Here is a 23297-nt window from a genome sequence, read left to right as displayed (position 1 = left end):
GTGGCTTCATGACCGAGTCCGTCACACGCCGCGCCGCCCTGTCCCCGTCGCGGGCTAAGGAGTTCAAGCAGTGTCCCTTGCTGTTTCGGTTGCGGCAGGTTGACCGCTTGCCGGAGCCGCCCAGTTCGGCCGCCGTGCGCGGCACGCTGGTGCATGCGGTGCTGGAGCACCTGTTCGACCTGCCAGCGGCGGAACGCACCCCGGCTGCTGCCCTGGCGCTGCTACCGCAGCGGTGGCAGGTGTTGCAACAGGAACGGCCCGAGGTGCAGCAGTTGTTCGCCGCAGAGGATGAGATGGAGTGGCTGGGGCGGGCCCGAGCATTGCTGGAGCAGTATTTCCGGCAGGAAAATCCCGTCCGCTTGGCTCCCGCGGCGCGGGAGTTGTTTGTGGAAACCGAGTTGGCTGACGGGACGCTGCTGCGCGGCATCATCGACCGGCTAGACGAAGCCCCCGACGGCCGCCTGCGGGTGGTGGACTACAAGACCGGTAAGGCGCCCCACCCGCGTTTCTTGGACGACGCGCTGTTCCAGCTGCGTTTCTACGCCCTCCTCATTGAGGCCACGCGCGGGGTGCTGCCCGCCCGCCTGCAGATTGTCTACCTCGGCTCCGGGCAGACGCTGACCCACGACCCCCTGCCGACCGAGACCAAACAGTTGGCAACAGAGTTGTCCCGCCTGTGGGATGAGGTGGACACCTGCCTGCAAAGCGGCGACTTCGCGCCCCGCCAGTCCCGGCTATGCGACTGGTGTGCATTTCAGGCCCACTGCCCGGCCTTTGGTGGCACGCCACCCCCGTTGCAGGCGGCCGATGTGGCGCGCGTGGCCGATACCCGCCGCGCGCGGGCTGGTGCTACGGAAGCATCAGTTGTAGCGAGCGGTCAGCAGTAGCAGTTGACAGTCGCGCGAGATCGCCACTTCGCCCAGGTTGAAGGTGTGCGGACTGTGCAGCTGTTGCTCGTAGCCCAGTTCGGTTTTGGCCACCTCGTGCGGCACGGTCTCGAAGATGCATTCCCGGGGCACGTACTCATACAGTTCCGCCACGAGCCCCGGTAGTTTCTCCGCCGGGGCCAGGGCTTCGGCGCTGAGGGACGTGGCGTCCGCTGCCGAGATCTTCAGCACGGCGTTGTACCAGTACCAGGGGTCTTGGTCCGGTATCCCCCGGTCGTCGTGCAGCGGGGCCCCGGCCGTGTGCGCGTCCAACAATTCGAGCCCGGGAAAGCGCCGCTGGGTCTCTGCGACCTGCGAGACGACCTCCACCGGCCGGAAAGTCTGCTCGGTGAACGGGGCAAACCGCGTGTCACTTGGTGCTGCCGCTCCGCTTGCCCCGCAGCCGCCCACGGCCATTGCTGCCACCACGATCCTGCAGGACCACCGGTTTCGCATCTCTACTCCCCCCTTGGTTACCCACCATCCTGCCTCGCCAAGGCGCGAGGCCCCAAGAGGCTAGAAGCAACAAAAGTATGCCCCTTGCGCTGCTACTTGGTTAAGTCAATCACTTCTCCGGCTGCCAGACGTGCGAGCACCGGGATATCAACTTGTCCGAGCGAATCTACCCAGGACAGCTGCGGCAATCGCGGCAGGTCCACCATGAAAGGCACCGCCACCGCCCGCGTGCCAGCCGCCACCGCGGCCCGCACCCCGGCGGGGGAATCCTCGAAGGCGACACACTGGCTCGGTTCCACCCCGAGCAGGTCGCAGGCTGTCAGGTACCCCTCGGGGGCGGGTTTTAGCTGGGAGACCTGATCGCCGCTCACGATCACGGAAAACACCCCGGCCTGCTGGGCCACCTCGTGGGCTAGCACGGCGTAGGACGACGTCACCAGCGCCTGCTTGATCCCGTGCCGGGCCGCCAGTTGCATCAGTTCGCGCGCGCCGGGCCGCCACGGGGCCCCCTCCGTGACCACGCGCTGGCGCACCGCGCTGATCCACCAGTCGACTACCTCGCTGGCAGGCAGATCTATCCCAGTGGCTGCTTTGAAGGTGCGGGCAGATTCCAGCAAGCCGTTGCCGATGAGCTGGAGGGCCTGGGCCTGACTCCAGGTGGCACCGAACTGGGCGGCCATGTCTTGCTCGGCCTCCACCCAGTAGGTTTCGGTATCCACGGCGGTGCCGTCCATGTCCCACAGCAGCGCCGCGGGCAACTTCTCATGCATAAGGCAATCCCTAGGAAACAAACGACGGCAGGGCGGGCACGATTCCGCCGAGCAGCAGGCCGATAACTACGAAACCGAAAACGATGCGGTAGAGCACAAACGGCACGAAGGTGCGGGTTTGCACAAACTTTAAAAAGCCGACGATGACGATGTAGCCAACCACAAAGGCGATGATCGTTGCCACCAGGGTCGGTACCGCCCCCACGCTCACCCCCGAGCTGTCCCCCTTGAACAGCTTATACAGCCCGGCCCCAAACACTGCGGGCATCGCCAGGAGGAACGAGTAGCGAGCTGCCTCGGCGCGCTGGAAACCCATCAACCGTCCCGCGGTGATCGTGCCGCCCGAACGGGACACGCCGGGCACCAGCGCAGCGGCCTGGGACAGGCCGTACAACACCGCCTCGCCCCAGCGCATGTGCCGCAGGGTCTTCGTGTTCGCCCCGCGCCGGTCCGCCCACCCGAGAATCAACCCGAAGACGATCAACATCGTCGCGGTGATCCACAGGTTGCGCAGCGCCGAGTCGATGGCCTCCTCGAAGAGCACCCCGAGCCCCACGATGGGTAGCGAACCAACGATGATCATCCACCCCAGCCGGGCGTCCGGATCTGCCAGCGCGGCCCCGGAGTGGCGGGACTTTTGACCGCTCGCCGCGTGCCACAAGCCGGGCAGCGCCCGCCACCACGCCCCGATAATCCGCACGATGTCGCGGCGGAAATACACCAAAACCGCCAACTCGGTGCCGATCTGCGTGATGGCCGTAAAGGCGGCCCCGGGGTCCTGCCCGAGCAGCTCACCCACCACCCGCAGATGCGCGGAAGAGGAGATGGGGAGGAACTCCGTTAGCGCCTGCAGGAGGCCCAGGATGATGGCATCAACAATATTCACCCCAGCACCCTAAAGGCAGCTAGCTGTCCTGCAGGTCCGACTCGCGGTCCTCGAACTCAAACTCGTCCTCGTCGGCCAGCTCGTCGTCCTCATCGAGATCTTCCTCGTCGAAATCCTCGTCGAAAAGATCGAAGGGCAACGCCACCCCGTACCGGCTGGCCAGGGCGTCGTCGTAGGTAAAAAACGCATCCTCCAACACCGCCTCAGCGTCCACGACGGCGTCGGAATCGCCCTCGGCCTGGCGAATGGCGTCGAAGTGCACCTCTAAAGCCGCCAAAAAACGATCAAGGGCGGCGCGTGGATCCGTGTTCATGGGGCTAATCGTAATCCAGTAGCGGCAAAAGCGCGGCGCCCGGGAGCACTGCTCCCGGGCGCCTGTCGCCGCTACAGCCGCAACTGCCCGCGAACCATGTCCAGCATCAGGTCCTGACCCTTGATCTCGTTGGTCTCATCCGGCCCCACCACCCGGAACTGGCCGGTCTGGGGGTCCTGCAACTGCGACGCCCCGCCGCTCTGCCCGAGCGGCAAAACCACCCACCGCTTGCCCGGCTGGTAGGTGGCCGACGGTGCCCGGCCTGCCGCCAAGTCGCGGATGTTGCGCGCCACGACTTGGGCGTGCTCCCGGGCCGCATCCGCCCGCTTGGACTCTGGCACGGCGGTAATGTCCCCGACAGCGAAGACGCGCTCGCGCCCCTCCACCCGCAGGTGGGAATCGACCCGCACCGACCCGTCGCCACGCTTGAGCTCCTCGTAGTCCTCCCCCAGGTAGGCCGAGGCCACGCGCGAGCCGTAGCACCTGAACCACATGTCGGCCTCAATGATCCGGCCGTCCTTAGTCTCCACCTCGAACGGGCTGAGCGTAGCCACGTCCACCGGCGGCAGGAAACCGAGCGAGGACCCCAGCACAAACTCCACGTTGCGCTGCGTCAGTTGGGCGCGCAGTTCGCGCCGCAGGGCAGGCTCGTAATCGCCCGTCGACAGGATCTCGTCGGCCTTGTCTAGCATGATCACTGTCAGGTCGGGGTAACGCTCGGTCAGTTCCCCGGCCAGCTCCACCCCCACGGCCCCGGCTCCCACCAGCAGTACCCGGCGAGCCCGCTGCAGGTCCGTGTGTGACCGTGCGATGCGGGCCTGGGCGATGGCGGCCGTGGTCTCCATGAGCTTGGCCGGGAACGGGTAGGCCGTGCCGGTGGCGAGCACCAGGTAGTCGCCGGTGATTTCGCTGCCGTCCGACACGTGCACGGTGGTGCCGTCTACCTTCATCGCGGTCCCGTGCACCACTCGCCCGTTGGTGAGCAGATTGTCGTAGCTGAGGAAGATGGCCTGGGCCCAATCGGGGTCCACGGCCGCCCGTAAAGCGGCGGCGTGGTGGACGAATTGGTCCTTGGCTTCAATGAGCACGACCTCGAATTCGTCGTCCAGTTCCCGCGCTACGGTGATCCCCCCGTAGCCACCACCGATTACCACGACCCTCTTCATGTTTTTCCTCTCCGTCAAGGCGTCACCGCATTCTCCCACGGAAATGTCCTTAGCCCAGGCCACGCTTGGCCAGCAGGTGTTCCACCTGCGGTGTCCGCCCGGCAAAAGCTTGGTAGGACTCCATGGCGTCCCGCGAGCTGCCCCGCGAGAGCACCTCGGCAGCGAAGCGACGGCCCGCCTGCCGGTTGAGACCAAGATCATCGCCCTGGGCTCCCTCGGAGCGGAACCACGCCACGGCGTCGGCGGCCAGCACTTCAGCCCACACGTAGGCGTAGTAGCCCGCGTCGTAGCCTCCCCCGAACGTGTGGTTGAAGTAGGTGGAGCGGTAGCGCGCCACCGGCTGCTGCGGATCGAGACCGGCCGCACGCAGGAGCTGCTCCTCGGTGGCGGCCACCGCGGCGGAGTCCGTGGGCACCTGGGCAGCGGTGAACTGGTGCCAGCCCTGGTCGAGCAGGGCGGCGGCCAGGTACTCGGCCGTGGCGTATCCCTGCCCGAACTTTGCCATCTCCTCCAAGCGTGCCACGTGCTCGGCGGGCAGCACCTCGCCCGTGCGGTAGTGCCGCGCGTAGTTAGCTAGCACGCGCGGATGGGTGGCCCAGTTCTCGTTAAATTGGCTCGGCAACTCCACAAAGTCCCGCGACGTGTTTGCCCCCGCCACGCTGGCGTAGCGCGTGTTGGACAACAGTCCGTTCAGGGCGTGCCCGAACTCGTGGAATGCTGTGATTACCTCGTCGAACGTCATGAGCGTCGGCTGGCCGGGCGGCGGCGGAACCAGGTTCTGGCAGTTGATGACCACCGGCTTTTTGCCCGTCAGGTGCGACTGCTCCACGAAGTTCGCCATCCAGGCGCCTCCGGCTTTGCCGTCGCGGGTGTAGTAGTCGCCGACGAAGAGGCCAATTCCCTGCCCGTCCTCGTCTTTGACTTCCCAGATCTTGACCGTCTCAGCAAAGCCCTGCAGGTCCTCGCGCGGGGTGAAGGTCAGGCCGTACAACTCGTGGGCGGCGAAGAACACTCCGTCCTCGATGACCCTGTGCAACTCGAAGTAGGGCCGGAGCACCTCGTCGTCCAGTGCGAACCGACGCCGTTTTGCCACCGCCTCGGCCCGCGCCCAGTCGGCGGGGGTGAAGTCGGCGGCGCTCGCAATCTCGCCGCTCGCGGCGAGTTCGGTAGCCAGTTCGTCGGCTTCGCGGGCGAGATTGGCCAGGGCGGGGCTGACCAACGAGTTGAGCAGCTCCATGACAGCTTCAGTGGTGCGCGCCGTCTCCCCGGCCGCCACGAGGGCCGCGTGGTGTTCGAACCCTAAAAGGGCCGCCCGCTCCGCCCGCAGGCGAGCAATCTCCAAGACCAGGGCGCGGGTGTCACCGGGCTCCTGCCAGCCGCGGCTAACAGAAGCGGCATGCACCTTGGCCCGCGCAGCCGGGTTGGTAAGGGCGGCCGCGATGGCCTGGATCGAGGGAGTGTCCACCGTGGTCAGGTAGGGGGACTGCACGCCTGCCTCTTGGGCGGTGCGGGCCAGGGCGGCCCGGGTGGCCTCGTCCAGTCCCGCGACCTCTTCCTCGTTGAGCTCCACTGCCGCCGACTTTAGGCCCGCGATGACTCTCTGTCCGAAGGTGGTTTGCAGATCGGCGAGTCGAGCGTTGAGTTCCCGCAGTTTTTCCTTCTCCGCTGCGGCCAGGGCGATACCGCCGCGTTCGAACTCCTTGAGGTCCTCGCTCATCATGTAGCGGGTCTCCGGATCGGCCGCGCTCAGGTCCACCGCCCGCAACCGCTGATAGATCCGCTCGTCAAGCCAGTAGGCGTCGTTGTGGGCGGCCAGCTTCGGGGCCAGTTCTGTCTCCAGCGCCTCGTACTCGGGGCCGCCCACTGCGCTGGCCAGGTTGAAGAAGATGTCGGTGGCCCGGTCAAAGAGCTCGCCGGTCAATTCCAGGGCTTCGACCGTGTTGGCGACGGTGGGGGGAGCCGGGTTAGTCGCGATCGCTTCCCACTCGGCCCGCTCGCTCTCCATGCCCGCCTCGATCGCCTCGGCTAGGAGCGCAGGCGTTAGTTTGGCAAACTCGGGCAATTCGTAGGGCAGCGGGGAGGCGGTGGCCAGCGGATGGTCGGGTGACAGGGGCATGGTTTCTCCGTTACTCGTGGTTTAGGTCAGTGCTAAGCCCCAGCGCGCGCGCCACGTTTGGGGCGAAGAAGTGTGGGCCCTTGAGAACTTTGCCGTCTTCCCGGTAGATCGGTCGGCCGTCGGCACCCAACTTGGACAGGTTAGATGCCTGCACTTCTGCCAGGACTCGGGGCAGGTCTATACCCGCCTCGATCGCCATACCGTAGACGACGTAGGTCAGGTCCGCCAGCGCGTCAGCTGCCTCGACGACGTCACGCTTGCCGTCGTCCTGTGCAACGACGCCCGCCAGTGCCTGCTCTAGGGCTGTACGCGCCGCCGCACCGTAGACGGCGCCCACCAGTTCGGCGGTCTCCTCCAGGATCAGTCCCATGCGCATGTGCACCCGTTCGAAGTCGACACTCGGCACGTCACGCCCCGCGGGCATCGCGTAGGTGGCGTGAAATTGCCGCACCAGGGCGTCGGGATCCCGGGGGTCGACGGCGGGGGCCCCGCCCGGGCTCGCCCCCGGACCGTCCCACGGGCAGGCCGGTTGGCGCGCGTCCTCGGCTAGGAGGGTGCCCACCCAACAGTCCACTGGGGTGGGATCGGTGGCGCACCGCGCCATGTACTGCCGGATCGTGCCCTCGCGCTGGAAGCCCAGGCGCCACACGGCCTTCCACGATGGCCAGTTGCCGGTCATCGCCACCCAGCCGACGCTCTGGAGACCAAGGGGCCCAAACGCAAAGTCGAGCACCAGCTGCAGGGCGCGGTGTAGGTAGCCGCGCCCGCGTGCTGCGGCCTCCAGGTAGAAGCCGATCTCCGCGCGCCCGGCCACGGGCGGAGCAAGCGCGATCATGCCCACCCCGTGTCGCTGCCCGGCGTCTTCGACGTGGATCATCCAGGTGGGGCCATCCTTGGCCCACCCCGCGGGGACCATTTCTCGCACGAAATACTCGGCGTCGGCCTGGCCGTACGGCTGCGGAATGGTAGTCCACTGCTGAATGTCTGGGTCTTGGCAGATCTGGCGGATGCGTTCAATGTCTCCCTCACCGGGACAGATCAGATGCAGCTCGCCGTCATGCAAGGTGATGGGTTCCATGGGGCAACAGTCTACGGTGGGGCGGGACCCGCCCCACCGTGGCGTCTTTAGGCGAGCACTTGGCGGGTCAGGGGCGTGGGGTTGCCGAACCGGTGGTTCGTGATCGAGACGGCTTGTTCGTGCACAAACGGCAGGATCTCCACCCGCCCGCAATGCGTCACGGGATCTGCCCACACCGCCACGTCGATGGAGCCGCCCAGGTCGCCTAGCAGCCGAGCCCCGCTACCGCCCAAGAGACGCACCCGGACGTCCTGGGCTGGGGCACCGGGTTCTGGGGCAGCTAGCTGCCGCTTGGTCCGGGCGCGGAACTCTTCGGCTGACTCAGTGCGCACGTCAAGGCCGTAGCGGCGGGCAAATTCGGCCAGCGCCTCCGGCACCGGGGTGGCGGTGGACAGCAGCAGCTGCGGTACCCCAGTCTTGCTTCCGCCGGCCTGCCGGGTAATCCGGGTCCCGTCTTCGCGCTCGTTGAGCTCGAAGCTGCCCTGGGCCAGGGCTGCCCCCAGGCTCCGCACGATGTCGGCGAGGGGGGCGTCTGCTTCGGCGCGCACGGTGGCGCGGGCGGGCAGGTAACGCAGAATGTTGCGTTCCGAGGCGTTGCCGGTCGGATCGTGCAAGACGTCAAACTCGGTGAGGCAGGCCCGTTCCAAGTCCGCCAAATCGCGGGCCACGCCGACCGCGACGGTTTCCTCCAGCAGGGGCAGGGCAACCCGGGACAGTTCCCGCAGCTGCGGCTTGGTCAGCGGCTCCTCCCCGCCCGTGCGCTCGGCGGGCGTCACTGTGCCGAAGGCCAGCAGATAGTTCGGTCCCCCGGCCTTCGTGCCGTTACCGACAGCGGACCGTTTCCAGCCGCCGAACGGCTGGCGCTGCACGATGGCCCCGGTGATGCCACGATTGACGTATACGTTGCCCGCCTGGACGTGGTCTAGCCAGTAGTTGATTTCCTTGGCGTCAAGCGAATGCAGACCCGCCGTCAGGCCGTACTGGGTAGCGTTTTGCAGCTCCACCGCCTCGGCCAGCGTGGTGGCCCGCATGACCCCGAGTACTGGGCCGAAGTACTCCACCAGGTGGAACTCGCTGCCTGCGTTGACGCCCGCCCGGACGCCCGGGCTCCACAGGCGCCCGGAATCGTCGAGCTGGCGGGGACGCACCACCCAGTTCTGCCCCTCCTCCAGCACGGTCAGTCCGCGGGTGAGCTTGTCACCCGGAAGCTCCGAGAGCGGGCCAACCTGGGCGCGCGGGTTTGTCGGCCAGTCGACCACCAACGATTGCACCGCGTCGACTAGCTGGTTCTTGAACCTCTTCGAGCGGGCCGCTGACCCCACCAGGATCACCAGGCTAGCGGCCGAGCATTTTTGCCCGGCGTGACCGAAGGCCGAGTACACCACGTCCTTGACAGCGAGGTCGAGGTCGGCCGAGGGGGTGACGATGATGGCGTTCTTGCCGGAGGTCTCGGCCAACAGCGGCAGATCCGGCCGCCAGTTGCGGAACATTTCGGCGGTGTCTGACGCCCCGGTCAGGACGACGCGCTCCACGCGGGGATCGGTCACCAACGGCTGTCCGATCTCTTCGTCCTGCCCGACGACGAACTGCATCACCTCGCGCGGGACCCCAGCCGCCCACAAGCACTCGGCGATAAGGGCCGCGCAGCGGCGGGCAGTGGGGGCGGGCTTAAGCACGACGGCGCACCCAGCGGCCAGGGCCGCCGCCACCCCGCCGAAGGGGATCGCCAGGGGGAAGTTCCACGGCGGAGTCACCAGGGTGACCCGGGCGGGCGTGAAGGTGGCGCCGGACAGCTGCTCCAACTCCCGGGAGCGCTCGGCGTAGTAGTGGGCGAAGTCGACGGCTTCGGAGACTTCGACGTCGGCCTGGTCCAGTCCCTTGCCGAGTTCCGCCGCCGCCACCTCGATCAACTCTCCGCGGCGGCGCGCCAGCTCGACTCCGACGCGGTGCAGTAGTTCGGCGCGCTCGCGGGCCGGGCGCGCGGCCCACTGCTGGCCTGCGGCGGTGGCCCGCGCCAGGACGTCCGCCACGTCCGCCGCCCCGATCCACGCCTCGGCCACGGTCTGTTCCCCCAGCCGCGAATCAGGGACCCGGGCCAGGATCTGGCGGGCCCAGCGCTGGTTGGCGGGCAGGGCAGGGTCGGAGTCCGGGGTGTTGGCAAAGCGCCAGCGACCGTCGGCGTCCTGTTGCGCAGCCGTCAACTGGTCGGCGGTTTCACTGCTGCGGTCTTGTTGCCGGGTGGGGCGCACGCGCCGCTCGCCTTCCGCCTGCCACATGTCCGCCGCCCGGGCGAAACGCTCGGCTTCCTTGGCGAAGGCCTGAGTGTCGTGCCCGATGTCGAATATCGAGGCCATGAAGTTCTCGGGGGCCGCGTTCTCCTCCAGCCGCCGCACCAGGTAGGCGATGGCGACGTCGTACTCCGCCGGACGCACCACCGGGACGTACAGCAGCAGGTCACCGACGTCCTGCCGCACCGCGGCGGCCTGGGGGGTGGCCATGCCGGCCAACATCTCGACATCAAGGTGTTCCCGGGCGCCCCGCAGGCCTGCCAACTCCCACGCGAACGCCAACGTAAATAGGTTGTGCCCCGCCACCCCGATGTGGACGGCATCCATGCGTTGCGGGGTCAAGGCCCACTCCAGCACCCGCAGATAGTTGGCATCGGTGGCGGTCTTGGACTCCCAGGTCACCAGCTCCCAGCCTTTTTCTTCGGCGGCCACCCGCTCCATGGCCAGGTTGGCTCCCTTGACCACCCGCACCTTGATGGGAGCGCCGCCGCGGGCGCGGCGGGCGGCCGCCCACTCTTGCAGGCGTTGCATGGCGGGCAGGGCATCCGGGAGGTAGGCCTGCAGTACGATGCCTGCCCGCAGGTGCAGACAGTTGTCCCGGTCGAGCAGCTTGGTGAAGACCTTGATGGTCATGTCTAGGTCCCGGTACTCCTCCATGTCCAGGTTGATGAACTTGGGGGTCGGTTGGGCCGCGGCGTAATCGTAGAGGGGAGCCAGCCTCTCGACCGCCTCTGCCACCACCTCGGCGTGTGCCCACGGGTTGTGTGGTCCGGTGACCGCCGAGACTTTCAGTGATACGTAGTCAACGTCGTCCCGCTGCAGCAGCTTGAAGGTATCGGCCAGGCGGCGGGCGGCCTCCTTGTCCCCCAGCACCGCCTCCCCCAGCAAGTTGACGTTTAGGCGGGAGCCGTCCTCCCGCAGCCGAGCGATCGCGGGGCCGAGCTTTTCGTCCGTGACGTCAATGACGAGGTCGCCGACCAGCTGGCGGAACACGTAGCGCGCCGCGGGGATGGTTACGCTCGGCAGTAGACGACCAGAAACACCGCCCAGGCGGGCGGGGGCCTTGAGCCAGGACGGCAGGAATGCCGGGGTGCGTTTGGCCAGCTCGGCGAGATTGCGGGCGGCGACCGACAGGTCCTCGGGGCGAATCACCTTGTCGACAAACTGGACGGTGTAGTCCAGGCCGTCGGCGTCCTTCAGCGCCTGCCCCAGCAATTGGGCCGCGCGGGTAGCGGAGTACTGTTCCGCGGCGGCGGCCCACCGCTGCGCGGTCTGCCCCGCGCGCATGATTGCCTGATCAATTTCGGTGCGGGCTGCGGCGGCAGTGGTCATCGTTAACCTCTCGTGCTAGGGCAGTGCGGCGGCATTGCGTATCTTTCCACGATACTTAAGCGCGTTTAAGTTCGCCACCGTCACGCATTCACACTTTCTGAACCACTGCTGTGTCGGGACTAAAGACCCGGGGCGCGGGCGGCCCAATTCCCTTCTGCCCACCGCGGGGGCGGGCTGGGCCGCGGGTGGGCAGAAAAAAGCGGCCAGCCCGCACCGGGCTGGCCGCCACCGCACTCAGGCGGCGAGTTCGAGTGCAGCCTGCGCGGCGGCGAGGCGCTGGTAAGCGCGCTCCACCCGGCCGGGCGCGGCGTGCTCCGCCAAAGAAGCCACCTCAGCGGCCGCCTGGGCGAATTCATGCTGGCAAAGTTCCCTGTCCATCATGTCGCATCTCCTTCCCTCTTCTTCCAACTGCGGCGCGCGCTCTAGTTGCGCGTGTACACCGCTCCCCCGCAACAGGGGATAAATGACGTAACACCGCCAGGTGCAGGATCATTCCCGCACTGTGTGATGTCACCGGCCGCACGGCCAATCAGGCTCCTGCCTGACCACTCGGACTGTCACCGACAGTCACCCAGTGTCCGAGGGGGGACTCGAACCCCCACGCCCTATTGCGGGCACTAGCACCTCAAGCTAGCGCGTCTACCATTCCGCCACCCGGACAGGTGCGCTCAACGCGACCTGGCAGAGCCTACCACCCCCGCGAACTTCAGCGCAAAACGCGGGGCGGTGGGCTTGCTCACCGCCCGCTAGGCAGCTCGCTGACCGCTAATTCCACCGCCACGCACGACGTCGCCCCTGGCGCCACCGTCACGGCCGCATCGCGGGCCCGCGCCGTCTCCACGCACAGCATCTGCACCCACTCATGCTCGGCCATGTCCGCCATATCAGCTGCCCCCTGCGGCCCCGGGTTCCACACGATCGCGTGCGAGGAGTTCTCCCCCGTAATAGTGATTCGCCGCCCAAAACCAGGATCGTCCAGCAGCAGCTGCGCCGCCGAGTCGTAAACCCGGTCTATGTGCCCGTCCACCCGCAGCGGGTAGCGCGAACCAACCCCCGCCACGCCGTCCTGCACGAACTCCGCGCCTTCCAGGCCGCGCAAGCGGCACGCCGTCACGTCCAAGACCGAGAAGTAGGTATGGAACGCCACCTCGTACGTCAACGGCTCAATGTCAGTATTGGTGACCGCCAACTCTAGGCGCAGCGTCTGCCCCATTCGCACCTCCAGCTCCGCCGTGAAGTCCTGCGGCACCAGGTGTCGGCCCGGCGCGTCCTGCGCCACCTGCCCAGTGAGCCGCAAACGCGAGGTGACCACCGCGTCGTCGTCGACCACCTCCACCAACTCCCACGGCAGCTTGCGGGCAAAACCGTGCAGCGGCTCCATCCGCTCCTCCATGAACCCCACCCCAAACCACGGGAAACACACCGGGATGCCGCCCCGCACCGGCCGCGAACCATCGCGCACCGCCTTCTTCGAGACGAACAGCAACTCCCGGCCCCCAGCGGGCACAAAGCTCGTGACGGTGGCGCCATGCAGGCCCACCTCCCCCCGGCAGCGGCGGGTATCCACCACCAGGCGGGGGGAGGCGTCGGCGGTCAGGAAGGCGGTCGTAGGCAAGTTCGCGTTGTCGGTCATAGCTAAGACCGTAGCGGCAAAATGCAAACCGCGGCGCCCAAGCGCGCTGTTCACTTCACCGGCTCGCTACTGTGACCCCATGGAAACGCCCCGGCTCTCCGCCCGCCCCACCCGCGCCCGCTCCCCCCTGGGGCGTATGGCGCGCGCACTTCGCTCCCCTCGCCCCTTACCGCCCCGCACTTCCCTGGCCACCCGCCGGGCCCCTCGCCCCCAGTCCCTCCACGAAGGCATCCCCAACTGGCTGCGGCGCTCCGGGATGTCAGCCTGGTACATCATCGGCTTGTGCATCGTCGTGTACTTCGCGTTCACTTCGATCGCCCGCATCGACATGGTGTTCATCGCCATCTTCCTGGCGCTGGTCGTTTCCTCCATCCTGTTGCCCATCGTCAACTGGCTCTCCCGCTTCATGCCGCAAGTCATAGCCGTCATCGCCACCGTGCTGGTGACGATGGCCAGCGTGGCAGCCATGATCTTCTACGTCGTCACCTCGGTGGTGGACCAAATTCCGCACTTGACCGGGCAATTCCAGTACGGTGCCTACAAACTGCTCGACTTCCTGGAGAGCGATTCCTCTCCCTTCTCAGTCAGCCGCTCCGAAGTCATCGCCTGGGCCAACAAATCCATTCGCGAGGGCACGCAATACGTGCGGGAGAACGCCGCCACCCTGGCGGGCGAGGTGCTGTCCAATGCCTCCGTCATCGCCCTCATAATGACCGTGCTCGCGCTTTCGGCGTTCGTCGGCATCTGTCTGCTGCTGTCGGGAGACAAAATGTGGCTCTGGTTCGTCAACCAGCTGCCCGCCCACGTGCGCGAGCGCACCCACCGAGCCGCCTGCGCCGGGTGGTATACCTTCTCCGGCTACGCCCGCGGCACCATGATCGTGGCCGGTTCAGACGCGCTCTTTGCTTTCATTTTCCTGTCGATCCTCGGGATCCCCTTGGCTGCTCCCCTGGGGCTACTGGTGCTCATCGGGGCCTTCATTCCCCTGATCGGGGCACCCGCCGCGATGCTGGTGGCGATGATCGTGGCGCTGGCCTCCAAGGGGCTGATGGCCATGCTGATCGTCGGTATCGGCATCACCCTCATCGGCCAGTTCGAAGGCCACGTGCTCCAGCCCCTGGTGATGGGCAAACAGGTCTCGCTGCATCCCATGGTCGTGGCGGTGGGGGTGGCCGCCGGAACATTCTGGGCCGGGCTGATCGGGGCGTTCCTCGCCATCCCCCTCATCGCGGTGTGTTGGGCCGTCTACAACGTGCTGCGTCCCTTGGATCCACCGGAAAGCGCGCCCCTGCCGACCGTGCGGGAAGTGATGGAAGCTACCGCCAACCTGCGGTGAGCTGGTAGCTAGCGAAAATCGCGCGCAGCGGGAGCGCACACCAACGCCAGCGGCACCAACTGGTCAGCTAGCAGATTGCAGGCCCCATCGTTGGTCTCCAGGATGCCGCGCACCACCAAAGCTTTGCTCGTGCGGGCCAGCACGCGGTAGCGCTGCCACAGCCCGCGCGAGCAGACCACATTGACGATTCCGGTTTCGTCCTCCAGCGACAAGAAGGTCACGCCCCCCGCGGTGGGGGGCCGCTGCCGGTGCGTTACCACCCCCGCCACCCGTATGCGCCGCCCAGCCGGGGCCGCGGGAACCTCGGCGGCCCGCAGCACACCGGCGGCGGCCAGTTCCGCCCGCCGCAACCCCACTGGGTGCAGGTGCGGGCTGACCCCAGTCAATGTCAGATCCGCTGCCACCACCTCCCCCACCTCTAGCGGCGGCAAAGGCGGGGCGCTGGCCCCGATCTCCAGTCCCGGTAACGGCGGCTGGTAGGCCTGCCCCGCCGGGGCGGGCCCGGCGTAAGCGTCGGCCAGTGCCCCGGCGGCCCAAATGTCGGCGCGCCGCGAGCGCCCCAGGGCCCGCAGTGCGCCCGCGCCCGCCAAGGCTTCGCGTTGGGCGGTAGTCAGCGACACGCGCGCGGCCAGGTCAGCGAAGCTGGTGAAGGCTCCGGCTTGGCGAGCCTCCACGATCCGGTGTGCTGCGGCTTGCCCGAGACCGCGAATGTCGCCCAGTCCGAGGCGCACGCACAGTTCGGGGTGCGGGTTTACTAGCCCGGCGACGAGCGGTGGGGCAGGGTGGGCGGAGGGGGGATGGTGCTCGACGCGGGCGTGTACGTCGGAGCGTTGGACGCAGGGGCGGGCGGTGCGCACTCCGAAGCGTCGGAAGTCTGCGACGAGGGAGGCGGGCGAATAGAAGCCTAGCGGTTGGGCCGCGAGGAGGCCGGCCAGGAAGTCCTCGGGGTGATGCACTTTCAGCCATGCCGAGGCGTAGACCAGGTGGGCGAATGAGAACGAGTGGGATTCGGGGAAGCCGAAGTTTGCAAAGGCGCGCAGCAGCGCGAATATTTCTTCGGCGACGGGGCGCGGGATGTTGTTGGCGAGCATGCCGTTGATGGCCTGGTCGCGGAGGCGGTCCATGCGGGCGAGGGAGCGTTTGGCGCCCATGGCTTTGCGGAGTTCGTCGGCCTGCCCGGGGGTGAAGTTCGCGCAATCCATGGCGATTTGCATCAGCTGTTCCTGAAACAGGGGCACCCCGAGGGTTTTTTCTAGTGCGGGGCGTAGTTTTGGGTGCAGGTAGGTGACTGGTTCGCGGCCGAGGCGACGTTTTATGTAGGGGGTGACGGCGTTGCCTTGAATGGGACCCGGGCGGATGAGGGCCACCTCCACGACGATGTCGTAGAAGTTTTGGGGGCGGAGGCGGGGCAGTGTCTGCATCTGTGCCCGGGATTCGACTTGGAAGACTCCCACCGTTTCGGCAGCGCACAGGAGGCGGTAGACGGCGGGGTCCTCGTTGGGCAGGGTGTGCAGTGTGAGGGGCTGGTCTGGGCGGTCGGGGCAGTGCACGCCGCGCGCGGCTAGTGAGGTGAAGGCAAGGCGCAGGGCGGTGAGCATGCCTAGACCGAGGAGGTCGAATTTGACTAGGCCTGCCTCCGCGCAGTCGTCCTTGTCCCACTGCAGTACGGTGCGGCCGGGCATGGTCGCCCAGTGCACGGGGCACACTTCGATGACGGGGCGGTCGCACAGCACCATGCCGCCTGGGTGGATCCCTAGGTGGCGGGGCAGGTCGACGTACTGGCGGGCCAGGTCCAGCACGCTGGTGGGTATCTCGTCGCTTTGGTCTGGCACGCTGCGCCACCTGTCGCAGGATTTGGCCCAGGCTTCTGCCTGGCCAGGGCTGTGTCCTAGTGCTTTGGCGGCGTCTCGCAGGGCTGAGCGGGCCCGGTAGGTGACGACGTTGGCCACTAGGGCGGCTTGTTGTCGGCCGTAGCGCTGGTAGACGTACTGGATTACTTCTTCGCGGCGGGCTGACTCTATATCTAGGTCGATGTCGGGTGGGCCGCTGCGGCCGGGTGAGAGGAACCGTTCGAAGAGCAGTTGGTGTTGCACTGCGTCGACGGCGGTGATGCCGAGGGCGAAGCAGACAGCCGAGTTGGCGGCTGAACCCCTACCCTGGGCCAGGATGCCGCGGCGGCGGCAAAACTCCACGATGTCGTGGACGATGAGGAAATATCCGGGGAAACCCAGTTGGCAGATGACGGTCAGTTCATGTTCCAGCATTTGCCAGGCCCGCGGGTGGTGGTGACGCTCGCCGTATCGGCGCCGCGCCCCTTGCCGGGTCAGTTCCCGCAGCCAGGAGGCCTCGTCGTGCCCGGTGGGGACCGGAAAGCGCGGTAGTTGGGGAGCGATCAGCGCTAGGTCGAAGGCGAGGTCTGCTCCGAGGGCGGCGGCTTCCTGGACGGCGCCTGGGCGGCGGTGATGCAGTTGGCGCATTTGGGCTGCGGACCGCAGGAAGGCACCCCGGTGGGGCAGGCTGGCTTCCACTTCACTCAGGTTGGCGCGCTCGCGGGTGGCGAGCAGGGCCTGCACGAGCGGTAGGTCGCGGGGGTGGGCGGCGCGGGCCGCGGTGGTGGCCACTAGGCGTAATCCCGCTTCGTCGGCCAGCGTTCCTAGGGCGCAGGTGAGGGCGGCGTCGTGGGGGCCGGCGTCTAGGTTCAGCTCTATCGCCACGTTGTCCGCTCCGAAGGCCTCGCGTAATTCGGCGATGACTGTGCGGGCCGCGGCGCGTCCTGCCGCGAGCGCGCGGCGCAGGGGGCCGTGCCGGGTGCCGGTCAGGGCAAGCCAGTCTGGGTGGGCGGCGTCGGCCAGTTCGGCCAGGCAGAAGCGGGGGTGGCGGGGAGCGGGGTCGGAGGGGAGGGACAGGTGGGCGCGGGCGAGGGTGGCGGATAGGGCCGCGTAGCCGGCGGGAGAGCCGACGAGGAGGGGCAGGTGGGTGTCGGTGAGGCTGGTGGGAGCGGGGGCGGGGTGGGAGTCTGGAGGGCCTGCGGGGCGGGGTGGCGGGGAGCGGTGGACGCCTGCGGGAGCGGCGGGGTCGCGCAGGGTTAGTTCGGTGCCGAAGATGGTGGCGGGGACGGGGCCGCCGTCGGCTTGTTGTTCGCGGGCGGCTTGGGCGAGGGCGACGACGCCAGGCAGGCCGGTGGTGTCTGTCAGGGCCAGGGCGGTGAGTTCGAGTTCGGTGGCCCGGCGCAGGAGCGTGGCGGGGTGGGCAGCGCCGTCCAGGAAGCTGTAGGAGCTGTGTGCGTGCAGTTCCGCATACGATTCGAACACATGTTCGATTCTAGTTGGCGGGGGGCGGGTTGTCGCGCTCGGCTTTGTAGGGCAGTTGACCGCCGGCTTGCAGGTAGCAGGCGCCGCAGAGGGACTCGTAGCCAACATCCACCCCGTCGATGGCTACTTGGTCGCCCGCGAAGACGAAGACGTCGGCCACTTTCCGGCCGTTGAATATGGCTTTGCGGCCGCAGCGGCAGATGGTTTTGAGCTCTTCGAGGCTGTGGGCCACTTCGAGCAGGCGGAGGGCCCCGGGAAAGGAAATGGTGCGAAAGTCGGTGCGGATGCCGTAGGCCAGGACGGGGATGTTGAGGGTGACGGCCACTTCCACGAGGTCGTCCACTTGGGCGGGGGTGAGGAACTGGGCCTCGTCTATAAGGAGGCAGGAGATGGCGGCGGCGGGGAGATCCGGCAGGAGGGCAGTGGCGTCGTGGCCGCGGGCTCGGTCGGCGACGAGGGCGAAGAGGTCGGTTTGGGGGTCGACGAGGAGGTCGACGGTGCGGCTGACCCCGAGACGGGAGATGATCTGGTTGTCGCCCTTGGTGTCGATGCGGGGCTTGGCAAGGAGGACTCGCTGTCCGCGTTCTTCGTAGTTGAAGGCGGCTTGAAGCAGGGCGGTTGATTTGCCGGAGTTCATTGCCCCGTACCGGAAGTAAAGCTTGGCCACGTGCCGTCCTTTCGCCGGTGTTTGATCGTACCGGTTGGGGGCGGGCTGCTAGTCGTAGACACCGTCCAGGTGCCATGTGTCTGCCCAGTGGGCGAGCAGGAGGGCGGGACCGCGGTCGGTTTCCAGGGCAAGGTAGGCCCGGGCGGGCAGACCGGCGGAGAGCCACCATTGGCCACTAAAGACCCAGGGCCAGCTGTAGCCGGTGATTTGGTAGCGCCCGGCAGGCAGCAGGAAGTCAGTGGCGGCAGGCAACAGGAGCTGGGTGGGGGTGGCGCTGAGGGTGCCGTCCGCTTGGATGGTGACGGGGGCGGCGGCGGCGTCCAGGAGGCGCACCACGGGCGGGGTGGCGGGAAGCAAGGTGGGGGAAGGGGCAGGCAGGGCATGCGGCCACGGCCCCGGCTGGCTTGGTGGGGACGGCAGCGCCTCCCCCCAGGCCACGACACCGGTGCGGGAGCGAGGATCGTTGCCGGGGTGGGCGAAGGGCCGCACTACGGCCGCGGGGCCGAGGATGCCCTGCAGGCGGAGGGCGGCGCGGTTGGCGGCCTGCTCGGCGGCGGTTTGCTTGCCCCATAAGCCTGCTTGGGCCCCGCTGGCCGGGTAGGTGTCGGTGCCGCGCAGGCGGAGGCGGTGCAGGGGCCCGTCGCCGGAGTGAGCGGGGCGGGCGGCGAGCCAGCCGTCGAGTTGCCAACGCACGCGATCAGTGAGGTCTGTGGCGCTGGGCGGGGCAGTTAGGGACCAGATGCGGCTGCGCCAGGTGCCGTTGGTGGTGCAGGCCGCGATTTCCAGGCTGGCGCAGGCCTGCCCGCGTTCGGCCAGCCCGGCCAGGAATTGCGCCACCAGTGATTTGGCGACGAAAGCGGCCACGTCGGCGCGGTGCACGGGCGGGTCCAGTTCGCGCGTGACTGCGAAGTCACGGGGGCGATCGGCGGGCCGCGTGGGGGTGACCTCGTTGCCGCTGGCTAGGCGGTGCAGCAGCTGCCCCAGCTGGCCGAATCTGTCTGCCACTTGCGCTGCGGGCAGCTGGGCGAGCTGCCCGAGCGTGCGGATGCCTAATTGGTCCAGTGTTTGCTGCAGCGCCGTCAAGTCGTGGCCGGGCAGGGCCCGCCCGGCTGCCCGCAGCGGCCAGGGAGCCAAGAATTGCTGTTCCTGCCCAGCGGGGATGAAGCGCTGCGCCTGCGCAGCGAGGATGGCCGTCAGGGTGCCGCAACCGCCGCCGACTTGCACTTCCTGCCCGGAGCCTTCCGCCACTGCAGCGCCGAGTTTTTCGGCCAGTTGCTCACGGCCCCCCGCCCAGCGGGCGGGCCCGCGGGCAGGCACCAGCACCAGGCCAGGACGTACCACGTGCACGGCGGCAACCACTTCGTCGAGGTCCCGTAGCACTTGCTCGAACACTCGGGTTTGGCGGGCCGGATCGTCGCGGTGCACGGCCAGTTCCGGGCACAGCTCGTGCGCGGTACGCACTGTCATGCCGGGCTGTACACCGCGGTGGGCGGCCGCCGGGGTGGCGGCCCGGATCCGGTTGCGCACGGTCAGGGCTACGGGGGCGGCTGCCAGTTCCGGTGCGCCAACTAGCAGGGCCGCTAGCGGCCAGTTCGGCACCCAGGCGCATAGCCATTCCCGCCCGCTCATCGCCCGCTCCGCACTTGCCGCAAGGCGATTACCTGCCGTTCGGCCCGGCGCGCGCTCGCTGCCTGCAGGCCGTCCCCGTCCCAGGCGACCGTTATTGGCGCATACCCGGGCCTGTCGGCACGCGTCACGCGCCAGCTGGCCCCGGCTATGCGCCCCTCCCCCAGCCCCAACTGCGGACAGGTCACCTTCTGGGCCACCACGTGCGGCACCCCCGGCCAGGCCTGGGCACTCAGCAAGAAACCTTCTTGCCGCCACAGCTTTTGACCGATGGTGCGCTGCTGGGGCGCAGACAGCTGCACCGTTGGCCCCACCACCAGCACTCCTCCCACCTCACTGAGCACCCCCAGCACGCGGGCGGCAGCACTACCGGGGTCTGGCACCGCCACCACGCGCCCCAGATCAATGCCCGCCTCCCGCGCTGCATCCCACCCCAAGGTCGGAAAACCGACGATGGCCCCCCAGTCGTCGGCCCGCATGGCCGCCGCCCACACCTGCAGCAACAACGCACTAGAACCGCTGACCGCCACCCCCAAGCAGCGGGCCCCCAGCAGGCCGTGCAGGACCGTCGGCACCGGGCGCCCCCCAGGGGCAGCAAGCGGGCGTTTCCGCACCCCCACCCGCTCCTCCGCCGCCGCGAGCGCGGCGCGGGCCTGGGCTAACCGGTTGGACAACTCCCCCACCCCCTCGAACGTTTGTTCGATAAGTCTACGGGGTGGGGCTAACTTTTTCCTTCTCCCCCTAGACTGCGGGCAGCCCCACACGGAAGGAGCCACAATGAGACTGGATCGCCCAGTTGCCCCCGACCCGTACGCGCTGCTGCCGCAGTTTCCCTCCTTCACGCTGCGTTCCAACGACTTTGCTGACGGGGAGTCATTGCCGCCATTGCACAGTGCACAGGGGGGCAACGTCTCTCCGCACCTGGCGTGGAGCGGATTTCCGGCGGAGACTCGTTCCTTCGTGGTGTCGTGCTTTGATCCCGATGCCCCCACCCCGGCCGGATACTGGCACTGGACGGTGGTCGACATCCCGGCCACTGTCACTGAGTTGGCGCAGGGCTTGGGGGAAAGCGACCTGCTGCTGGACGGCGCCATGTTCCACGTGCGCAGCGACGGGGGCGCACACGCCTATGAGGGTGCCGCGCCCCCGCCGGGGGATCGGCCGCACCGCTACATCTTCGCGGTGCACGCCCTGGCGGTGGACAGCCTGGAGCTGACTGACGAGGCCTCCCCCACCGCGGTGGCGTTCACGGCGCTGGCTCACACGCTGGCGCGGGCGACGTTGACGGGCACGTTTGCCCACTAGGGTGTGCTGCTGGGGGGACGTGGGAGGATGACGCCCATGTTGCGTCTTTGTTTTTTCTCCCCGCGCATTCCCGGTAACACCGGGTCTGCTATCCGCTTGTCGGCGTGCACGGGAGCGCACCTGCATTTGGTCGATCCGCTTTTTGCCATGGACGACGCCAAGTTGCGGCGGGCGGGCCTGGACTACCACGACCTGGCGCATGTGGAGGTCAACGAGTCGATCGAGGACGTTTACGCGTTAGCGGCCCCGGGGCGCATCTTTGTTTTCACGGGGCAGGCCACAACGCGCCACACTGAGGTGGCCTACCAACAGGGGGATCTGTTGGTGTTTGGTCCAGAGCCGACGGGGCTGCCACCGGAGATGATCGCCGATCCGCGGGTGCAGCCCGTGCGGTTGCCGATGGTGCCCGCGGCCCGTAGTTTGAACCTGTCCAACGCTGCGGCTATCGCCTTGTACGAGGCTTGGCGTCAGTTGGGTTTCGTCGGCGCGGTGTAGGGGCAGGGCCCGCTCCGGTAGGTGGGGAGGGCGGGCGGGGCCTACCATGGAGGCATGACCGCTATTTCCCTAAGCAGCAAAGATGTTGCCAAGTTCTCTGCCGATGTCGTCGTTTTTGCCGTGTCTGGTGCGCAAGTCCAGGGCGTAGCCAACAAAAAACTTGCCAAGGAGCTGGAGCGCCTGGCTGCCCTGTTGCAGGTGCGCGGCAAGGACGGGGAGTTTGTGCAGTGCCCAGCCCCGGCGGGGGTGGGGGCCCCGGTGGTGGCTTTTGTGGGCCTGGACGCGGAGCGCTACAGCGCCACGGAGGCGCGACGGCGGGCGGCGGGCAGTGCCGTGCGGGCGCTGGCCGAGACCGCGCACGTGGCCCTGGCGTTGCCCGCAGACACGGAAGACCAGCTGCAGGCGATCGTGGAGGGAGCTTTGCTGGGGGCGCATTCCCCGGGCCTGTACAAGTCGGACGCGGACGCCGTCGCGGCGCAGGTAACGGTGCTGGCGGCCGGGCCGCGGGGCACCGACTTCGCGGCGGCCTGCAAGCGAGGCCAGATCCTGGCCACGCACGTGTTGGGGGCACGTGACCTGGTCAACTCCTCCCCCAACCACCTCTACCCGGAGGCGTTTGCCAAGCACGCGGCGGGGTTGGCCAAGGGGAAGGTCAAGGCCAAGGTGTACGACGCCGCGGAGCTGGCCAAGATGGGGTGCGGCGGCTTGGTCGGGGTGGGGCAAGGCTCGCACCGCCCCCCGCACCTGGTGAAGTTGACGTACACGCCTGCCAAGGCGGGGCGGCACGTGGCCTTGGTCGGCAAGGGCATCACTTTTGATTCGGGGGGCCTGTCCCTCAAGCCCGCCAAGGGCATGGAGGAGATGAAGTCGGATATGGCGGGGGCGGCCGCGGTGCTGCACACCGTCTTGGCGGCTGCCGAGTTGGGGCTGCCGGTGAAGGTCACTGCGTGGTTGGCGCTAGCCGAGAATATGCCGGGCGGCGGGGCGCAGCGCCCCAGCGACGTGATCACAATGCGCAACGGCAAGACGGTGGAGGTGCTCAACACTGACGCGGAGGGGCGGCTGGTGATGGCCGACGCGTTGGCGTTGGCAGCGGAGGAGAAGCCAGACCTATTGCTCGACATGGCGACCTTGACGGGCGCCCAGGTTATTGCGTTGGGCACCGAGATTGCCGCCGTGATGGGGTGCGAGTCTGTGCGCGAGGCGGTGGTGGCGGCCGGGGCGGCCAGCGATGAGCAGGTGTGGCCGATGCCGCTGCCACAGGCCCTGCGCGAGGGCCTGCAGTCGCCGGTGGCGGATTTGGCCAACATTGGCGGGCGTGAGGGCGGCATGTTGAGCGCGGGCCTGTTCTTGCGGGAGTTTACCGATTCGCTGTCTTGGGCCCACATCGATATTGCGGGTCCGTCCTTCCGTGCCGGTAAACCCGCCAACTACGTCTCAACCGGCGGCACGGGCTACGGGGTGCGGTTGCTGACGGCGCTGTTGGCCCAGTAGGCGTAGATTAGGGGCTTGGGACTTTCGTCTCGCACGCCTCGCGCACCGTCGACGCCCGGCGGTGCCACAATTGCAGAAGTCAGGCTTTCTCGTTAGAGG

At 67.9% G+C, this 23297-nt stretch carries 19 protein-coding genes and 1 tRNA gene; 5 read left to right on the top strand and 15 right to left on the bottom strand.

Annotation, left to right across the window (positions count from 1 at the left end; genetic code table 11):
• Positions 1-8 precede the first annotated feature (8 nt).
• A complete protein-coding gene (locus BSZ40_RS02155; protein WP_187343201.1) occupies positions 9-887 on the top strand; it encodes a RecB family exonuclease in 879 nt (292 codons plus the stop codon).
• Here the strand turns inward: BSZ40_RS02155 and BSZ40_RS02150 are convergent.
• The 11 genes from BSZ40_RS02150 to BSZ40_RS02105 form a co-directional block, all read right to left on the bottom strand.
• The gene (locus BSZ40_RS02150) at positions 861-1382 is read right to left on the bottom strand and encodes a hypothetical protein (protein ID WP_124853033.1); all 522 of its coding nucleotides are present in this window, start codon (positions 1380-1382) and stop codon (positions 861-863) included. The genes BSZ40_RS02155 and BSZ40_RS02150 overlap by 27 nt on opposite strands.
• A gap of 92 nt (positions 1383-1474) precedes the next feature.
• Positions 1475-2152: an HAD family hydrolase gene (locus BSZ40_RS02145; RefSeq protein WP_073822875.1), complete on the bottom strand. Its 678-nt coding sequence runs from the start codon at positions 2150-2152 to the stop codon at positions 1475-1477.
• Positions 2153-2162: 10 nt separating this feature from the next.
• Positions 2163-3038 (bottom strand): undecaprenyl-diphosphatase UppP, encoded by an 876-nt coding sequence (gene uppP, locus BSZ40_RS02140; protein WP_073822873.1) that lies wholly within the window; start codon positions 3036-3038, stop codon positions 2163-2165.
• Positions 3039-3057: 19 nt separating this feature from the next.
• The gene (locus BSZ40_RS02135; RefSeq protein ID WP_073822871.1) at positions 3058-3351 is read right to left on the bottom strand and encodes a hypothetical protein; all 294 of its coding nucleotides are present in this window, start codon (positions 3349-3351) and stop codon (positions 3058-3060) included.
• A 71-nt stretch (positions 3352-3422) separates the two neighbouring features.
• Positions 3423-4517 (bottom strand): FAD-dependent oxidoreductase, encoded by a 1095-nt coding sequence (locus BSZ40_RS02130; protein WP_073822869.1) that lies wholly within the window; start codon positions 4515-4517, stop codon positions 3423-3425.
• Positions 4518-4566: 49 nt separating this feature from the next.
• On the bottom strand, positions 4567-6633 hold the full coding sequence (locus BSZ40_RS02125; RefSeq protein WP_073822867.1) for a M3 family metallopeptidase: 2067 nt from the start codon (positions 6631-6633) through the stop codon (positions 4567-4569).
• 10 nt (positions 6634-6643) lie between these two features.
• Positions 6644-7711 (bottom strand): GNAT family N-acetyltransferase, encoded by a 1068-nt coding sequence (locus tag BSZ40_RS02120; RefSeq protein WP_073822865.1) that lies wholly within the window; start codon positions 7709-7711, stop codon positions 6644-6646.
• Positions 7712-7758: 47 nt separating this feature from the next.
• The gene (locus BSZ40_RS02115) at positions 7759-11331 is read right to left on the bottom strand and encodes a bifunctional proline dehydrogenase/L-glutamate gamma-semialdehyde dehydrogenase (RefSeq protein ID WP_073822863.1); all 3573 of its coding nucleotides are present in this window, start codon (positions 11329-11331) and stop codon (positions 7759-7761) included.
• 234 nt (positions 11332-11565) lie between these two features.
• Entirely contained in the window at positions 11566-11709 is a 144-nt protein-coding gene (locus tag BSZ40_RS11820; RefSeq protein WP_158020853.1) for a hypothetical protein, read from the bottom strand.
• Positions 11710-11906: 197 nt separating this feature from the next.
• A tRNA-Leu gene (locus BSZ40_RS02110) sits at positions 11907-11991 on the bottom strand.
• A gap of 76 nt (positions 11992-12067) precedes the next feature.
• A complete protein-coding gene (locus tag BSZ40_RS02105; RefSeq protein WP_073822861.1) occupies positions 12068-12964 on the bottom strand; it encodes a D-hexose-6-phosphate mutarotase in 897 nt (298 codons plus the stop codon).
• A gap of 79 nt (positions 12965-13043) precedes the next feature.
• Here BSZ40_RS02105 and BSZ40_RS02100 point away from each other — a divergent pair, with 79 nt between their 5' ends.
• Entirely contained in the window at positions 13044-14300 is a 1257-nt protein-coding gene (locus BSZ40_RS02100; RefSeq protein WP_084542547.1) for an AI-2E family transporter, read from the top strand.
• An 8-nt stretch (positions 14301-14308) separates the two neighbouring features.
• Here BSZ40_RS02100 and BSZ40_RS02095 read toward each other — a convergent pair whose 3' ends face one another.
• The 4 genes from BSZ40_RS02095 to BSZ40_RS02080 are packed head-to-tail and all read right to left on the bottom strand — an operon-like array spanning position 14309 to position 20578.
• Positions 14309-17611, bottom strand: a complete 3303-nt coding sequence (locus BSZ40_RS02095) for an error-prone DNA polymerase (protein WP_073822857.1) — start codon at positions 17609-17611, stop codon at positions 14309-14311.
• 10 nt (positions 17612-17621) lie between these two features.
• A complete protein-coding gene (locus tag BSZ40_RS02090) occupies positions 17622-18278 on the bottom strand; it encodes a thymidine kinase (protein ID WP_073822855.1) in 657 nt (218 codons plus the stop codon).
• Positions 18279-18326: 48 nt separating this feature from the next.
• Entirely contained in the window at positions 18327-19907 is a 1581-nt protein-coding gene (locus BSZ40_RS02085; RefSeq protein ID WP_073822853.1) for a DNA polymerase Y family protein, read from the bottom strand.
• The gene (locus BSZ40_RS02080) at positions 19904-20578 is read right to left on the bottom strand and encodes a hypothetical protein (protein ID WP_073822851.1); all 675 of its coding nucleotides are present in this window, start codon (positions 20576-20578) and stop codon (positions 19904-19906) included. Before BSZ40_RS02080 ends, BSZ40_RS02085 begins: the two co-directional genes overlap by 4 nt.
• Before the next feature lie 103 nt (positions 20579-20681).
• Here BSZ40_RS02080 and BSZ40_RS02075 point away from each other — a divergent pair, with 103 nt between their 5' ends.
• Genes BSZ40_RS02075 through BSZ40_RS02065 form a run of 3 tightly spaced genes read left to right on the top strand, consistent with a single transcriptional unit; the run spans position 20682 to position 23198 of the window.
• Positions 20682-21209 carry a YbhB/YbcL family Raf kinase inhibitor-like protein gene (locus tag BSZ40_RS02075; RefSeq protein ID WP_073822849.1) on the top strand — a complete coding sequence of 176 codons (528 nt, stop codon included), beginning with the start codon at positions 20682-20684 and terminating at the stop codon, positions 21207-21209.
• A 36-nt stretch (positions 21210-21245) separates the two neighbouring features.
• Complete coding sequence (locus BSZ40_RS02070; protein ID WP_073822847.1) at positions 21246-21704, top strand: tRNA (cytidine(34)-2'-O)-methyltransferase; 459 nt, start codon at positions 21246-21248, stop codon at positions 21702-21704.
• A gap of 54 nt (positions 21705-21758) precedes the next feature.
• A complete protein-coding gene (locus BSZ40_RS02065; RefSeq protein ID WP_073822845.1) occupies positions 21759-23198 on the top strand; it encodes a leucyl aminopeptidase in 1440 nt (479 codons plus the stop codon).
• Positions 23199-23297 lie beyond the last annotated feature (99 nt).

Origin of the sequence: Buchananella hordeovulneris, assembly GCF_001907235.1 — a bacterium.
In the GTDB taxonomy this organism is placed as follows: Bacteria; Actinomycetota; Actinomycetes; order Actinomycetales; family Actinomycetaceae; genus Buchananella; species Buchananella hordeovulneris.
Note: the sequence above shows the minus strand (reverse complement) of the source record. Positions and strands in the feature narration are given on the sequence as shown.